Source organism: Kitasatospora sp. NPDC048194 (genome assembly GCF_043202455.1).
Lineage (GTDB): Bacteria > Actinomycetota > Actinomycetes > Streptomycetales > Streptomycetaceae > Kitasatospora.
Map to the genome: position 1 here is coordinate 448,542 of NZ_JBIDAK010000002.1, position 14,835 is coordinate 463,376.

Consider the following 14,835-nt stretch of genomic DNA (forward strand, 5'->3'; position numbering starts at 1 on the left):
CCCCCGCGCCGCCCCTTCCCGGCGCAGCGGGAGGCCCGGGCGCCGCGGACGCGCAGGGCACCCTCGGACGCGCAGGGCACCCTCGGACGCGCACGGCGCCCGCGGACGCGCCCGGCCTCTGCGGGTGCCCTGCCGCCGTGGGCGGCCGTCAGGCGCGGTGGTACTGGAGGGGGGAGTGGACCTCGCCGCCGAGTTCGGCGGCGGCGTGGCGGGCCCAGGAGGGGTTGCGCAGCAGTTCGCGGCCGAGCAGGACGGCGTCGGCGCGGCCGGAGGCGACGATGTCCTGGGCCTGGACGGGGTCGGTGATCAGGCCGACGGCGGCGACCGGCAGGCCGGCCCCGTGGCGCACGGCCTCGGCGAAGGGCACCTGGAAGCCGGGCGCGGCCTCGATGCGGGCGTCGGGGACGAGGCCGCCGGTGGAGACGTCCAGCAGGTCCACGCCGTGGGCCTGGAGCTCCTTGGCGAGGCGGACGGTGTCCTGCGAGGTCCAGCCCTCGCGGCCGTCCTCGGGGTTCTCGCTCAGCCAGTCGGTCGCGGAGACGCGGAAGAACAGCGGCAGTTCCTCGGGCCACACCGCGCGCACCGCGTCGGCGACCTCCAGCGCGAAGCGGATGCGGCCCTCGAAGGTGCCGCCGTAGGCGTCGGTGCGGTGGTTGCTCTGGGGAGAGAGGAACTGGTGGATCAGGTAGCCGTGGGCGCCGTGGAGTTCGACCGCCTGGAAGCCCGCGTCCAGCGCGCGCCGGGCGGCGGCGGCGAAGTCCGCGACGATCCCCTGGATCTGATCGACGGTCAGCTCGTCGGGGGTGCTGTGCTCGGGGGAGAAGGCGGTGGCGCTGGGGGCGAGCGGCTGCCAGCCGTGCTCCTCGTCCGGGCGCAGGGCGCGTCCGCGCTCCACCCAGGTCCGCTCGGTGGAGGCCTTGCGTCCGGCGTGGGCGAGCTGGACGGCGGGGACGGTGCCCTGTTCCCTGAGGAAGGAGGCGATCCGCCGGAACGCCTCGCGTTGGGTGTCGTTCCACAGGCCGAGGTCATACGGGCTGATGCGCCCCTCGGGGTTGACGGCGGTGGCCTCCACGATGATCAGCCCGGTGCCGCCGGCGGCCCGCGCCGCCAGGTGGGCGAAGTGCCAGTCCGTGGGTGCCCCGGCCGCCTCGCCGTCCGGTGCGGCGCTGTACTGGCACATCGGCGGCATCCAGACCCGGTTGGGGACGGTCAGCTCCCGCAGGGTGATCGGGGTGAAGAGATCGGTGCTCAAGTCGGACTCCCGGTGGGATCGGCGGCGGGAGCCAATGCCCCGCAGCCGCTTGCAGGTGCACGTTATGTGTCCCGACAATAGTTGCACGGGACGGTAAATTCAAGGGCGCCGCGGGGCCGCCCCACCCGCCCCCACCCGGGCGGGAGGCGCGCACCCGCCGCCGCGGCGAGAAAGGAGCGCACACGTGGAGGTCTTCACGTGCGGGGGATGCGGCACCGCGCTGACCGCGCCGCTGTCGCGGGTCCCCTACCCCGTCTACGCCGGCATGCCCTACGGCAACGGCCACCCCATGCCCGTCCTCATGGAACCGGGCACCTACGCCGTCGACGAGGACCCCGCCCGGGCGGAGCGCTCGATCGTGATCGCCCCCGGCGACGCCCACGGCACCGTCCTGCTCCAGCGCGGCGAGCCCGGCGCCTGCTGCGGCATCGACGGTCGCTACGGCCCGAACCTCACCTGCGCCGGCTGCGGCCGGAAGGTGGCGACCAGGATCGACGCCTGTTCCCTGTGGCAGGCCACCTGGCTCGAACCGGCCGCGGTGCGCGCGGTGCCCGCGGGCCCGGTGCGGCCGGTGGCCGACTGGGCCTCGCTCACCCACTGGTGGTGCGCCGCCGAGCCGTGGGACGCGGCCGGGCGGTGGGACCCGCGCTGGGCGTCGGAGACGGCCGTGACGCTCGCCCACCTGGTCGCCACCGCAGACGGCTCGCCCGTCGCCCTGCCCGACGGCCCCCTCGCCGACGCCTTCCGGGCCCGCCTCGACCGGCTGCTGCCCGCAGCGGGTCCGGCCAAGCGCGCGGCCCTGGCCGGACCGGGCCTGCTCCTGCCCGATCCCCTTCCGGACATCGCCGTGGTGCCGCGCCACCCGCAGACCGGTCAGCCCTGGCCCGCGCCCGCGGGCGTGGCGACCGCGCCGCTCGCCGTCGGCTTCTGGACGCACCTCGCCCGCCGGGGCGGACGCCCGCTCAGGCCCGTCACCGGCAAGCTGCCCGCCGGCGTCGAGCGTGACGACCCCCTCCCGCCCCACCCGCTCGGCTCCCAACAACCCGCGTGGGGCGCCTACTTCGCCACCCTGGAGCGCCTGTCCGCCGCCCCGTCTGGCCGGCCCGCGCCGAACCGGCGCCGGGGAGGGGGAGTCGGCGGGCGGTGAGCACAACGGCGCCGCCCGGGAAGCCTCCCAGGCGGCGCCGCCGTTCAACCGCAGGCCGCGCAGGCCGCGCAGGCCGCGCAGGCCACGTACCGCGGCCGGTGCGCGCTGCCGGTCAGCGCGCCGGCTGGGGCACGCGCTGGGACGGGACGGCCGGGGCCGGGCCCTGGGCGGCGGCGGCCGGAGCGGCGCCCAGCGAGGTGCCGCGGGTCTCCTCGGCCCACAGGGCGCACACCAGCAGGCCCACGGCCGTGGTCCCGGCGGCGATCAGCATCGTCGGGCCGGTGCCGAGGCCGGACAGCGACAGCGGCAGCAGGTAGGTGCCCACGGCCGCGCCGATCCGGCTCACCGAGGTGGCCACGCCCACGGCGGTGGCCCGGATCTCGGTCGGGAACAGCTCGTTCGGGTAGGTCCAGTCGAGCACGTTGGGTCCGCCGCACAGGAACGCGTACGCGCACAGCGCGGTCAGCGCCACGGCGGCCGGGGCGGTGGGCCACACGCCCAGCAGGGCCAGCGGGACGGTCATCAGCGCGAACGACCAGATGATGACGGGGCGCCGGCCCCGGGTGTCGATCAGGCGCAGCGCCGGGTAGCAGCCGAGCAGGAAGACCAGGCTGACCAGCCCGGTGCCCAGGGTCTCCATCACCGTGCCGCCCGGCATGCCGAAGGAGGAGAGGATCTGCGGGCCGAAGGTGAGCATCGCGAACAGCGGGCCGACCTGGCACAGGAAGAACAGGCCGCAGAACAGGGTGCGCCGCCGGTAGGGCGGGGTCATCAGCAGCCGCAGCCCGCCGGCGCTGCGGGCGCGCGCGGCCGGGTCCGGCATCAGCTCACGGCCGTCGACGCGCACCCCGAGGTGCTTCTCCACCACCCGCACCGCGTCACCGACCCGCCCGTTCGCGGCCAGCCAGCGCGGCGACTCCGGCGAGCCGCGCCGGATCACCAGGAAGACCACGCACAGCACCGTGGAACTGGCCAGCATCCACCGCCAGCTGCCCGGTCCGGCCAGCTCCAGGAACAGGTAGCCCACCACGTAGGCGAGCACCGAGCCGGCGTACCAGGCGACGATCTGCTGGCCGAGCAGCCGCCCGCGGTGCTTGGCGGGCAGCCACTCGGCGAGCAGGGAGGTGGCGATGGGGTAGTCGGCGGCCACCGCCATGCCGAGCACGAAGCGCAGCACGGCGATCGCCCACACCGCGTCCACCCAGAAGGAGAGCACCGAGCAGGCCACCATGACGAGCAGGTCGGCGGTGTACATCACCTCCCGGCCGATCTTGTCGGTCAGCACGCCGAACAGGGCGCCGCCGACGAACATGCCCACCAGCGCGGCGGCACCGATCAGGCTGACCTGCGCGGTGGACAGGCCGAGGTCGGGGCGCATGCCGATCAGGGCGACGCCGACGATGCTCAGGATGTAGCCGTCGAGCAGCGGCCCACCCGAGCAGGCGAGGGCCAACCTGCGGTGGAAGGCGGTATACGGGGCGTTGTCGATGGTCTGGGACATGGGTTTCGGGGTCCTCCGGAGCGTACGGATCGCATTCCACGCGCCGTGCGCCGGGTAGACGGCAGGGAACGGCGCCGCCCACCGTGGACGGCGCCCCGCCCGGACACACCGGGCGACCGTCCACGATTGCCCGGACCCGCCGTGATCACCGCGAGGTCGAAGGTCAACCGGATCGATGACCTTGGTCCCGAAACGGACAGGCCCTTCGACCACCCCGACCCAGGGCCCGCCCAGTCCTGCCGGGCCCTGCGGCCCCCCGGGCACCGCGCCACCACCAGGCCGCCGGAGCGGCGTGACCCTTCTCACCCGCACGAACCCAAACCCGCCCGGGGTGTGGCCTGCCCCACAACCCGGCGCGCCCGGCAGCCGCAGGGGCCGCCGTGTCAACGACGCCGCACCTGACCGAATCGAGCGGCGCGCGACCACCGGCGGAGAGCACGGGGGAATTCGGTTGCCGCGGGCCGCCGTCTCGATCATGATCACCCGCATGGACTTTTGATGACTGCCACGTAGTACGTACCTGTCGCGCGATCGACCTCGGAGCCTGAAGACCCGGCCCCGGGGCGATGGGCCGCGCCCCTCGTGAGCATCCGTCAGAGAGCGGGATCCGCCGAGTGAGTTCGGCAGGCCCTCCTGCTGAGTCCTGAAAGCATCCAACACACATGAATACCGACCGCAAGGCCCTGTGGGCCGTGCGTCAGTCCGCCCTGCCCACCGTCGTCCGGTCCTGCCCGGACTGTCCCGGCATGCGGCACCGCGCCTCGGGGAAGATCCGCGCCAACGCGAACGGCAAGCTGCTCGACGTCTGGCTGCTGCTGAGCTGCGCGACGTGCGACCGGACCCGTCCACGAGCGCGTCCACGTCTCGACGGTGGAGCCGGCCCGGCTGGTGGCGTACGAGATCAACGAACCGACAGCGGTACGGGAGTTGGTGATGAGCGCGTCGCTCGCGGCGAAGAACCGGTACCGGCTCGACTGGACGGGGACGTGGGAGCTGGAGACCCGCACGCCGCTGTACGCGCTCGACGACCCGAACCCGCTCTCGGTGCAGGTGCGCTTCGAGCTGCCCGCGCCGGTCCGGGTGGAGCGGCTGCTCCAGCTCGGTCTCGGCCTGAGCCGGGCCGAGGTGCGCCGTCTGGTCGCGGACGGGCGGATCCGCCTGCCGTTCGCTCCGGACGTCAAGGCGCACCAGGACTTCGAACTCACCATCCACGGACCTGGTTCCGTCGATGCGGCCAGGCACGCGAAGTCCCTCGATGCGCCCAACGACGAACGCACCGACCTGGCTCGGATCGGGCTGCCGCCCGCACCCGGCCGGGAGCTCCCACGCCGGGCCACGGCGCGCGCCTGGAAGTTGATGTAGATCGTGCTGATGGAGAGGCTGTCCCGCTTGGGGGCGGCCTCTCCTGGGTCATGTGGTCGCGTCGCCGGCAGGAACGGCCTGAGCCGTTCCCGCTCAGCATCCGACAACACGCCGCTGATCCCGCCCCATGCCAAGTCCAACGAGCGGCAGGCGAACCAATCACGTGATCGTCCGGACAGCTCCAAGGCGGCAAAGATTCCTACCGCGGTCGTCTGACCGTCTCGGTGGGTTCCTGCTTCAACGCGCTGTGCCGGGACGAGCCCCGGCCTTACCTGCGCTCCACGGGCTGACACCGCCAGTCCGGCGGCCGTGGCCAGGGTGACGGCGGCGTGGATATCCCGGTCCGGCCAGACGCCGCATGCCCGGCACTGCCAGGCGCGGACAGTTGCCGAGGGCGAGGCCGCAGGTCCCAGGTCCTTGATCAGCCGACCGGCACCGGGACACCCCGCACGAGCAGCGGAAGACCGGCGCCGTGCTCCCAGGCGTCCCACGCGTCGTCGACGCGTCGGTACTCCTCGTCTGCCATGACCTCCCGCAGCCTGAACTGGGGCACCCAGCGCAAAGCGCGGATGCCCTCTGGCGGCTGGTGGTGGCCGACGGCCTCGGCCTGCCGGGGAGTGATCATCCCGCCCGCGTAGACGAAGTTGACGCCCTCGGGGTCCTTCGCGGCGGGCACGTAGTCGATCGTGAGGATCGTCCGTAGGGCGATGACGAGCCCGGTCTGCGTCTCCAGGTGCCGGCGCGCCGCGAGGTGCGGAAGCTCGTCCTGCTCGGCGCTGCCGCCGGGCAGGACCAGGCCGTCCCGGTGGGCGGAGTCGACCAGCAGGACGAAGAACTCGTCCCGCTCGTCGGGGTCCTCGCGCAGCACGAAGACCTGCTGGCCACAGCGTCGGGCGGGGGGACGGGACAAGAGGCTGGTCGTGCTCAACTCTGCTCCAGACGTGAGGAATCGACGGCCCGGGCACCGGTTGCGCTACGCGCTCGGTAGATGACCTGGCGTAGCCATGGTGGCGCGATCGCCCCTACGATTGCCAGCGTCTTACCCTTGACAGCAATGTCGTGTGAAGGAGTCGAACGGTAATGGCCGAAGCTGGAGTTGACGCCCAGGAAACACCGCAGGTGCGCTTCGGCCAGGAACTTCGCAGGTCACGGCGGGCAAAGCGTTGGTCGCAGGCCGAGACGGCCAGTCGGCTGGGGTACTCGGGCGCGCACATTTCATATGTCGAGAACGGGAGGCGTTCCCCAACACGGTCCTTGGCTGTTAAGGCCGATGAGGTGTTCGGAACTGGCCAACGGTTCTACGAACTGTGGCGGCGATTCAGCCGGGCGGCGCTTCTTGAGGGGTTCGCCGAGTTCGCTGACGCCGAGGCTCGGTGTAGGCGGCTGCGAACGGTCGGCCTGATCATCGTGCCTGGTTTGTTCCAGACTCCCGCGTATGCGAGGGCGCTGGCACAGGCAGCCGTCAGACGCGGTGCGATCACCTCAGCCGAGGCCGACGAGCGAACCGACTACCTCGCTCTGCGCCAGGAGATCCTGCATCAGAAAAATCCGCCGGCGCTTCATGCCGTGATCGAAGAAGGGGTGTTGCTGCGCCCTATCGGCGGTCCTCAGGTCATGGCCGAGCAACTGCAACACCTCGAGGACTTGGCCGAACGCCCCAACGTCACTGTGCAGATAGCACCGTTCAGCATCGGGGAGAACCTTTCGTTCACACTGCCGGTGGTTCTGTTGAACCTCCCGGACCACACGGTCGTAGGGTATGCGGAGTCGACAGCGAGAGGGCATCTTGAGCGGTCGCGTGCGGCAGTCGCGGGATGGGAAAGTGACTACGATCAGCTGCTGGTGGAAGCGCTTCCGAAGGCCGCATCCCAGGCGATGATCCGCAGGGCCCGAAAGGAATTCCAAGCATGACCGACCACGTAGACCTGTCAGGAGCCTCCTGGGTCAAGTCCTCGTACTCCAACAATGGCGGTGACTGCGTGGAGGTCACCGCGGACTTCCCCGGTCTGACTCCCGTGCGTGACTCGAAGGATCCTCAGGGGCCGGCTCTCGTCTTCCCGGCCGAGGCCTGGGAGTCGTTCGTCATCGCTGTTCGCAGTGGCGAGTTCGGCGACGCTTGAGAGAGGCATCATGACCGACCACACAGACCTGGCCGGAGGCTGGGTCAAGTCCTCGTACTCCAACAACGGGGGCAACTGCGTTGAGGTGGCGCCCGGGTTCGCCGGTGTGATGCCGGTCCGCGACTCGAAGGACCCCCACGGGCCGGCCCTGGTCTTCCCGGCCGAGGCCTGGGAGTCGTTCGTCGCCGCCGTCCGCGGCGGCGAGTTCGGCGACGTCTGACACCCGCACGCCCGACGCCGCGGGCCCGGCCCGGGGACCGGCCCGGCCCCCGGCGGCAAGCGGGCGGGGGCGGGGTCCGGCGCGCGGGGCGGGGGGGGGGGGGGGGGGGCGGGCGCCCCCCCCCCCCCCCCCGGGGGGGGCCCCCCCCGGCCCCCGCCCGGCCCCCGCGGCGTCAAGCGTGCGGGCTACGGGCGCTGCCGGCTCTCCCCGGCCCCCTCGTCGTAGGAGGAGGTGCCCTCGTCCAGCAGCGGCTCCTGGGTCCTCAGGTGCGCCGGGGCCAGTGCCCGCAGGGCGTGGTAGCCGGTGATGACGACCAGGGTGCCGAGCGCGATGCCGCTGAGGGTGAAGGTGTCGGTGAACTTCATCGTCACGTTGCCGATGCCGATGATGATGCCCGCGGCCGCCGGCACCAGGTTCAGCGGGTTGCGCAGGTCCACCCCGGACTTGATCCAGATCTGCGCGCCGAGCAGGCCGATCATGCCGTAGAGGATGACGGTGATGCCGCCGAGCACCCCGCCGGGGATCGCGGCGACCACGGCGCCGAACTTCGGGCACACCCCGAACAGCAGGGCGAAGCCGGCCGCGGCCCAGTAGGCGGCGGTGGAGTAGACGCGGGTGGCGGCCATCACGCCGATGTTCTCGGAGTATGTGGTGTTGGGCGGGCCGCCGAGCGCGGTGGAGAGCATGGAACCGATGCCGTCGGCCGAGATCGCGGTGCCCAGCTTGTCGTCCAGGTTGCTGCCCGTCATCTCGCCGACCGCCTTGACGTGCCCGGCGTTCTCGGCGACCAGCGCGATCACCACCGGCAGCGCCACCAGCACCGCGGACCACTGGAAGGAGGGGCCGTGGAAGGCGGGCAGGCCGATCCAGTCCGCCTTGCCGACGCCCGACAGGTCCAGGCGCCAGTGGTCGGTCAGGTGCCCGCCGGCGTCCACCGAGTGGATCTTCCCGAAGACCCGGTCGAAGACCCAGGAGATCCCGTACCCGAAGACCAGCCCCAGGAAGATCGCCACCCGCGACCAGAAGCCGCGCAGGCACACCACCGCGAGCCCGGTGAACAGCATCACCAGCAGCGCCGTCCACTGGTCCTGCGGCCAGTACGTCGAGGCGGTCACCGGGGCGAGGTTGAAGCCGATCAGCATGACGACGGCGCCGGTGACGATCGGCGGCATCACCGCGTGGATGATCCGCGCCCCGAAGTACTGCACCGCCACGCCCACCAGGAACAGCGCCGCCCCGACCACGAGCACCGCGCCGGTGACCGTCGCGCTGGTGCCGCCCTGGGCCCGGATCACCGCGGCGACCCCGACGAAGGACAGCGAGCAGCCGAGGTAGCTGGGCACCCGGCCGCGGGTGGCCAGCAGGAAGATCACGGTCGCGACGCCGGACATCATGATCGCCAGGTTGGGGTCCAGACCCATCAGCACCGGCGCCACGAAGCTCGCGCCGAACATGGCCACCACGTGCTGGGCGCCGAGCCCTACCGTGCGGGGCCAGGAGAGCCGTTCGTCGGGGCGGACGACCGCCCCCGGCGCGGGCGTGCGCCCGTCACCGTGCAGCTTCCAGCGCACGCCGAGATCCATGGTGGGGTTTTCGCTTTCTCTGGAACGTCGAGCTCCGTACGACGCTGTACCGCGAGCAACTGTCCGCACCATTCTGGTGGCCGCCCGCCCTCGCGCGCGCATCCGGCCCCGCGCCTGACCTGCCCACTCGCCCCGACCGCTCGCCCGCCCCGCCGGTCCCCGCCCGCGCCCGCGCGTCGCGCCCGAGCGACACGCGGGCGCCGCCCCGCGCCGGTTACCGTGACCCGGACGGACGGCGCCCCGCCGCGGGCACCGCGCACCCCGGCCGCGGCACCCGGCGCTGCCCGCCCGCCGCGGCCGGGACAGCGCGGCCCCGGCGCGGGAGAAGGGGAGGCGGGACGGTGGCGAAGAGCGGACGAGACGGGGAGCCGATGACCACGGCGCAGGGCCGCGGCCCGCGCAACCTCGCGCGGATCGCGCTGCTGTGCGCGCTGGCCGCGCTCGTCGTCCTCGCCTTCACCGGCCTGCACGGGCTGCTGGTGCTGCTCGCCGAGGCCCTCGCCCTGGTGCTGGTGGCCGTCGGCGGGTGGTGGGCGCTGTCCCACCGCGGGGTGGCCCGGTGGGCCGGCGCGGTGCTCGCGGTCGCCGGGCCGCTCGGGGCGCTGGCGCTGGCGGTCGTCGCCGAGGTGCTGCTGCCGGTGACGCTGGCGCTCTTCCTGTGGCTGGCCGCCCTGGCCCTGGCCCGCTCCGCGCTGGCGGCGGCCCGCCCGCCCCGGCCGATGCCCGAGCGGGAGGCGCCGGCGCCCCGCCGACCGGTCCTGATCATGAACCCGAAGTCCGGCGGCGGGAAGGTCGGGCGCTTCCACCTGGTCCGCAGGGCCGAGGAGTTGGGCACCCGGGTGATCCTGCTGGACACCTCCGTCCCGCAGGACGTGGGCGAGCTGGCCCGCCGGGCCGTCGCCGAGGGCGCCGACCTGCTCGGCGTGGCGGGCGGCGACGGCACCCAGGCGCTGGTCGCCGCCGTCGCGGCCGAGGCGGGCCTGCCGTTCCTGGTGGTCTCCGCCGGCACCCGCAACCACTTCGCGATGGACCTCGGCCTCGACCGCGACGACCCCTCCACCTGCCTGGACGCACTGCGCGACGGCGTCGAACTGCACGTGGACCTCGGCCTGGTGGGCGATCGCCCCTTCGTCAACACCGTCTCCTTCGGCGCCTACGCCGAGATCGTGCAGAGCCCCCAGTACCGCGACGCCAAGACCGCCACCGCCCTGGACACCCTCCCGGACCTGCTGCTCGGCGCGAACGGCCCGCACCTGAGCGCCGAGGCCGGCGACCACCGCCTCGACAACCCGCAGGCACTGCTGGTCAGCAACAACCCCTACGCCGCGCCCGACGCGATCAGCATGGGCCGCCGTCCGCGCCTGGACCGGGGCGTGCTCGGCGTCCTGGCCGTGCGCGTCGACGGTGCCGCCCAGGCCGCCGAACTGGCACTGCGCGGCGCCCGGGCCACCGGGTTGACGGTGGCGTCGGCACGCCGGGTCACGGTGCGCGCCGACGCCCCCCGGATCGCGGTCGCCGTCGACGGCGAGGCGCTGATGCTGCCCACACCGGTCGTCTGCACCCTGGCCACCCGCTCCCTGCGGGTGCGCGTGCCGCGCCACCGCCCGGGCGCCGACCCGGCCCGCCAGGACCGCAGCCGCGCCCTGGAGTGGCGCACCGTGGTGCGCCTGGCCTTCCCCGCCGGCCGCACCACCACCCGCCCCCGGGCCTGAGCGCCCACCCCCCCCGCAACCGCCGCAGCCGCCGCCGCAGCCGCCCTGCCCCGCCCCTGGCCCGGGACAGCCCCGGTCCCGGCACCCCCGGGCGTCAGCTGGCGTGAATGAATTCAGGACAAGGCATTCACACCAGTTGACGTCCCGTGATGGCGTGCCCCAGGCTGGGCGGCGCCGGCCACACGCTCCACCCGACCGGCCGGTCCACGTCCACCGGAAGGGGTCCTCCTCGCATGCGCCGAACCTTCGCCGCCTTAGTCACCGCCCTGCTCGCCCTGGTGGGTGTCGCCGTCCTGCCGTCCGTCGCGCAGGCCGACACCCCCGGGAACTGCACCACCGGCCGCGGCGGCTGGATGGCCTCCGCCAGCTGCGGCAACGTGCCGGCCGGCACGGTGTGGCGGGCCGAGGTGGTCTGCTTCTACATCGTCCAGGGCCAGCCGGTCACGTACTGGGTCTACGGCTCCACCGTGGTCGGCGACGGCACGTCCACCGCCGTCTGCCGCCCGGGCGACATCGCCACCGACACCATCCGCCCGACCGTCATCGGCATGCAGGGCCAGCAGGGCCGCCTGGTCGGCTACGGCGGCAAGTGCGTGGACGTCGCGCACGGCAGCAGCAACGTCGCCACCCCGGTGCAGATCTACGACTGCAACGGCACCCCCGCCCAGTGGTGGACCCTGGGCCTGGACAACTCCGTGCGCGCCCTGGGCATGTGCCTCAACGTGGTGTGGGGCGCCGCCGACAGCCCCAACGGCACCAAGGTCGAGATCTACGACTGCGTCGGCTCCCCGGGCGAGAAGTGGGTCCCGCAGCTCGACGGCTCGCTGAAGAACGTCCTGACCGGCAAGTGCCTGGACGAGCTCGGCTTCAACACCGCCAACCGCACCCAGCTGGGCATCTGGGACTGCAACGGCCTGGCCAACCAGAAGTGGGTCCTCACCCCCTGACGGCCCCGCCGCCCCGTGACCGCCGCCCGGCGGGTCCGGCCTCCGGGGAGGCCGGACCCGCTGGCCGGTGTGAGAAGGGGCGGCACCCGCGCTCAGGTGCGGTGCGGCCCACCGCCGTCGCCGGCGCTCCACACCGCGCCCTCGGCGGGGGCCAGGGCGCCCTGGCCGGTGTGCGCGGCGTCCCTCGTGCGGGCGGTGGTGAAGACGCGCCGCCAGGGCCCGCCGGACGGCCGGGGCGTCAGGAGGTGGTCGAGCGGGACGGCCCGGTCGGTGAGGTTGAGGGTGACCAGCAGATCGCCGCCCGCGCCCGGCGGGGACCCGGGGCCGGGGGAGCGGGTGTAGGCGAGGACGCCGGGCGGGGAGTCGAGGAAGGCGAGGCCGGCGCCGTGCAGCGCGGCGCCGGCGCGGCGCAGGGCGAGCAGGTCGCGGGTGAGGGACAGCAGGGAGGAAGGGTCCGCCTCCTGGTCGCGGACCGTGCCGCCCGGGGGAGTGGTGACCGGCAGCCACGGCTCGACGCCCGTGGCGGTGAAGCCGCATGACGGCGAGTCGGGTGACCAGGGCATCGGTGAGCGCGCGTGGTCGCGGCTGAGGGCGGGGGTGCGCAGGCCCCAGGGGTCGCGGATGCGCTCGGGCGGGACGGCGGCGTCGGGCATGCCGAGTTCGTCGCCGTTGTAGAGGATCGCGGTGCCGGGCAGGGTGAGGAGCAGCAGCATCGCGTTGGCAGCCTGGGCGGGGCCGACGCGGGAGGCGACGCGCGGGTCGTCGTGGCTGCCCATGACCCAGGTGACCACCGCCCCGGCGGGCACGGCGTCGAGGATCGCGCGGACGGTGGTGCGGATCGCCTCGGGGTGCCAGTCGGTGCCGAGCAGGCCGAAGTTGATGGGCAGGTTCAGCTCGTCGAGGTCGCGGCCGAAGTAGCGGCTCCAGGCGGGCCAGTCGTACTCGTGGACCTCGCCCAGGGCGATGCGCTCGCCCGGTTCGCCGTAGGAGTCGAGCAGGGCGCGCAGGTCGCGGTAGCGGGGGTGGAGGTCGGGGTGGCCCTGGTCGTGGAGGTGGAGCTGGCTGTCGAAGCCGCCCAGGTCCCGGTGGTGGGCCGACGTCCCGGTGGCGGCCGGCGGGTTGTCGCGCAGCAGCGGGTCCTTGGCGATGAGCGGGGCGCAGTCCACCCGGAAGCCGTCGACGCCGCGGTCGAGCCAGAACCGGGCCACGTCGAACATGGCCTCCTGGACGGCGGGGTTGCGCCAGTTCAGGTCGGGCATGGACGGCAGGAAGGAGTGAAGGTAGTACTGGCCGCCCGCCTCCTCCCGGGTCCAGGCGCTGTCGCCGAACAGGGTGATCCAGTTGTTCGGAGGACCGCCGCCGGGGGAGGGGTCGCGCCAGACGTACCAGTCGCGCCGGGGGCCGGCCGGATCCGCGCGGGCGTCCCGGAACCACCGGTGGCGGTCCGAGGTGTGGTTGGGCACGTAGTCGATGAGGACGCGCAGGCCGTGTCCGTGGGCGGCGTCGAGGAGTTCGTCGAAGTCGGCGAGGCTGCCGAAGAGCGGGTCGACGGCGGTGTGGTCGCTGACGTCGTAGCCGAAGTCGGCCATCGGCGAGGCGAAGAACGGGGAGAGCCACAGCGCGTCCACGCCGAGGCGCGCGAGGTAGGGCAGGCGGCGGCGCACGCCCGGCAGGTCGCCCACGCCGTCGCCGTCGGTGTCGAGGAAGCTGCGGGGGTAGACGTGGTAGATGACGGCATCGTGCCACCAGAGACGTTCCATCACCGGTCCGTTGGTCGGTGGGCTCCTTCGGCGGGCCCCATCGGTGGACCCGGCCGGTCGGCCCGGCCGGTCGGCCCCGTCGGCGGGCCGCCGGTGGGCCCCCGCCCCGTCGGGCCCCGTCGGCGGGCGCCAGGCGGTCGGTCGGTGGGCCCGCGGCCGGCGGGGGCGGCCGCCCGGGGGCGCCGGGTCAGTACGACTGGGTCTCGCAGAGCCGCACCCAGTGCGTCGCGGCCACCCCGTAGGCCGGGTCCGGGCTGAGCGCGTCCTCGCGCCGGCAGGCCTCCACGTACTTGATGGCGTGCGGGTCCTCCGAGGCCAGGGCGCGTTCGGCGAGCGTGGCGTAGTCCTTGACCGCCTCGTACGGCTGGTGCTCGCGCCGCCCGGTGCCGTAGGCGCTGCGGATGGCGGCGCAGAAGCGCACCGCGGCGGCGACGCTGGGCCAGTGCAGCTCGGCGGGCAGGTGGGGCAGCACCAGGCGCACGGCGGCCGGGGTGGTGAGGGCGTGGACGAAGGCCATCGGCCGGTCGTGGTCGTCCGTCAGGTAGCTGGCGGCGGTGGTGCGGGTCAGGCGGCTGAGCGCCTGGCCCGGGTCGCCCTCGAGGCGCAGGGAGTCCACGGCGGGGGCGAAGTCCGGTTCGAGCCACAGGGCTTCGAGCCGGATGCGGAAGATCATGCCGTCGCCCTGGTCGCTGCGCAGCTTGGGCACCGCGGCCCAGGCCTGGGCGAGGTCGCGGGTGCGGGGGGTGGCCGGGTCCCGCGGGAGTTCCTGGTAGCGGGCGGCCCAGTAGCCCAGGCCCCGGGCGAGTTCCTCCAACCGCCACGGGGTGTGCGCCTCGTCGAGCATCCGCACCGCGTGGCCGGTGCGGATGACGCCGTGGCCGCCGCCGGCGCTGAAGCCGGGCAGCAGGCGCGGCCACCAGCGGGCCAGCACGTCCGTCCAGGGGGCGTCGGCCAGTTCGCGGCGGAAGAACTCGGCCCAGTCGCCCATCAGGCGCATGTTGCCCAGCGCCGGGCGCCAGTTGTCCTCGGTGATGGTGTCGAGGTGGCCGTAGGTGTCCTGGTAGAGGAGCTTGCGGTAGGAGCTGACCCAGGCCGCGATCGCGTCCGCGTGCCCGAGCTGGGCGAGTGCCTCGGAGGCCATCGGGCCGTGGTTGCTGACCCCGGGGCCGAACTCGGGGCCCGTGTCGCCGAGGAACTCCAGTGCGCCGTCCAGTTCGTTCACCGTACCCCC

12 protein-coding genes and 1 pseudogene are annotated in these 14,835 nt (G+C 73.8%); 7 read left to right on the plus strand and 6 right to left on the minus strand.

Going from position 1 to position 14,835, the window contains the following annotated elements; all coding sequences use genetic code 11:
• Window positions 1-148: 148 nt before the first annotated feature.
• On the minus strand, window positions 149-1,252 hold the full coding sequence (locus ACGF07_RS04510) for an NADH:flavin oxidoreductase/NADH oxidase (protein WP_392895365.1): 1,104 nt from the start codon (window positions 1,250-1,252) through the stop codon (window positions 149-151).
• A gap of 184 nt (window positions 1,253-1,436) precedes the next feature.
• Here ACGF07_RS04510 and ACGF07_RS04515 point away from each other — a divergent pair, with 184 nt between their 5' ends.
• Window positions 1,437-2,399, plus strand: a complete 963-nt coding sequence (locus ACGF07_RS04515) for a hypothetical protein (protein WP_392895367.1) — start codon at window positions 1,437-1,439, stop codon at window positions 2,397-2,399.
• A 112-nt stretch (window positions 2,400-2,511) separates the two neighbouring features.
• Here ACGF07_RS04515 and ACGF07_RS04520 read toward each other — a convergent pair whose 3' ends face one another.
• Window positions 2,512-3,900 carry an MFS transporter gene (locus tag ACGF07_RS04520; protein WP_350749087.1) on the minus strand — a complete coding sequence of 463 codons (1,389 nt, stop codon included), beginning with the start codon at window positions 3,898-3,900 and terminating at the stop codon, window positions 2,512-2,514.
• 839 nt (window positions 3,901-4,739) lie between these two features.
• On the opposite strand from ACGF07_RS04520, the pseudogene ACGF07_RS04525 reads away from it, so the two are divergent.
• A pseudogene (locus ACGF07_RS04525) lies at window positions 4,740-5,262 on the plus strand (DUF1062 domain-containing protein); the annotation flags it as partial.
• Window positions 5,263-5,683: 421 nt separating this feature from the next.
• Here ACGF07_RS04525 and ACGF07_RS04530 read toward each other — a convergent pair.
• The gene (locus tag ACGF07_RS04530) at window positions 5,684-6,190 is read right to left on the minus strand and encodes an NUDIX domain-containing protein (RefSeq protein WP_392895369.1); all 507 of its coding nucleotides are present in this window, start codon (window positions 6,188-6,190) and stop codon (window positions 5,684-5,686) included.
• Window positions 6,191-6,342: 152 nt separating this feature from the next.
• Between ACGF07_RS04530 and ACGF07_RS04535 the strand changes: the two genes are divergently transcribed.
• From ACGF07_RS04535 to ACGF07_RS04545, 3 genes are read left to right on the plus strand one after another with little or no spacing between them, the layout of a single operon-like run.
• Complete coding sequence (locus ACGF07_RS04535; RefSeq protein ID WP_392895371.1) at window positions 6,343-7,173, plus strand: helix-turn-helix domain-containing protein; 831 nt, start codon at window positions 6,343-6,345, stop codon at window positions 7,171-7,173.
• The gene (locus tag ACGF07_RS04540) at window positions 7,170-7,382 is read left to right on the plus strand and encodes a DUF397 domain-containing protein (protein WP_392895373.1); all 213 of its coding nucleotides are present in this window, start codon (window positions 7,170-7,172) and stop codon (window positions 7,380-7,382) included. Before ACGF07_RS04535 ends, ACGF07_RS04540 begins: the two co-directional genes overlap by 4 nt.
• 10 nt (window positions 7,383-7,392) lie before the next feature.
• A complete protein-coding gene (locus tag ACGF07_RS04545) occupies window positions 7,393-7,602 on the plus strand; it encodes a DUF397 domain-containing protein (RefSeq protein ID WP_392895375.1) in 210 nt (69 codons plus the stop codon).
• A gap of 185 nt (window positions 7,603-7,787) precedes the next feature.
• Here ACGF07_RS04545 and ACGF07_RS04550 read toward each other — a convergent pair whose 3' ends face one another.
• Window positions 7,788-9,185 carry a uracil-xanthine permease family protein gene (locus ACGF07_RS04550; RefSeq protein ID WP_392895377.1) on the minus strand — a complete coding sequence of 466 codons (1,398 nt, stop codon included), beginning with the start codon at window positions 9,183-9,185 and terminating at the stop codon, window positions 7,788-7,790.
• 371 nt (window positions 9,186-9,556) lie between these two features.
• Between ACGF07_RS04550 and ACGF07_RS04555 the strand changes: the two genes are divergently transcribed.
• A complete protein-coding gene (locus ACGF07_RS04555) occupies window positions 9,557-10,897 on the plus strand; it encodes a diacylglycerol/lipid kinase family protein (RefSeq protein WP_392895379.1) in 1,341 nt (446 codons plus the stop codon).
• 233 nt (window positions 10,898-11,130) lie between these two features.
• Window positions 11,131-11,844: a ricin-type beta-trefoil lectin domain protein gene (locus ACGF07_RS04560; RefSeq protein WP_392895381.1), complete on the plus strand. Its 714-nt coding sequence runs from the start codon at window positions 11,131-11,133 to the stop codon at window positions 11,842-11,844.
• A gap of 92 nt (window positions 11,845-11,936) precedes the next feature.
• On the opposite strand, the gene ACGF07_RS04565 is transcribed toward ACGF07_RS04560, so the two are convergent.
• On the minus strand, window positions 11,937-13,604 hold the full coding sequence (locus ACGF07_RS04565) for an alpha-amylase family glycosyl hydrolase (protein WP_392895383.1): 1,668 nt from the start codon (window positions 13,602-13,604) through the stop codon (window positions 11,937-11,939).
• Window positions 13,605-13,791: 187 nt separating this feature from the next.
• Complete coding sequence (locus ACGF07_RS04570; RefSeq protein ID WP_392895385.1) at window positions 13,792-14,826, minus strand: questin oxidase family protein; 1,035 nt, start codon at window positions 14,824-14,826, stop codon at window positions 13,792-13,794.
• Window positions 14,827-14,835: the final 9 nt, after the last annotated feature.

What these genes read in the sequence shown, in the direction of transcription:
- ACGF07_RS04520 (WP_350749087.1), bottom strand. Translation starts at nt 3,900, where the DNA reads ATGTCCCAGACCATCGACAACGCCCCGTATACCGCCTTCCACCGCAGG.
- ACGF07_RS04535 (WP_392895371.1), top strand. Translation starts at nt 6,343, where the DNA reads ATGGCCGAAGCTGGAGTTGACGCCCAGGAAACACCGCAGGTGCGCTTC.
- ACGF07_RS04540 (WP_392895373.1), top strand. Translation starts at nt 7,170, where the DNA reads ATGACCGACCACGTAGACCTGTCAGGAGCCTCCTGGGTCAAGTCCTCG.
- ACGF07_RS04545 (WP_392895375.1), top strand. Translation starts at nt 7,393, where the DNA reads ATGACCGACCACACAGACCTGGCCGGAGGCTGGGTCAAGTCCTCGTAC.
- ACGF07_RS04550 (WP_392895377.1), bottom strand. Translation starts at nt 9,185, where the DNA reads ATGGATCTCGGCGTGCGCTGGAAGCTGCACGGTGACGGGCGCACGCCC.
- ACGF07_RS04555 (WP_392895379.1), top strand. Translation starts at nt 9,557, where the DNA reads ATGACCACGGCGCAGGGCCGCGGCCCGCGCAACCTCGCGCGGATCGCG.
- ACGF07_RS04560 (WP_392895381.1), top strand. Translation starts at nt 11,131, where the DNA reads ATGCGCCGAACCTTCGCCGCCTTAGTCACCGCCCTGCTCGCCCTGGTG.
- ACGF07_RS04565 (WP_392895383.1), bottom strand. Translation starts at nt 13,604, where the DNA reads ATGGAACGTCTCTGGTGGCACGATGCCGTCATCTACCACGTCTACCCC.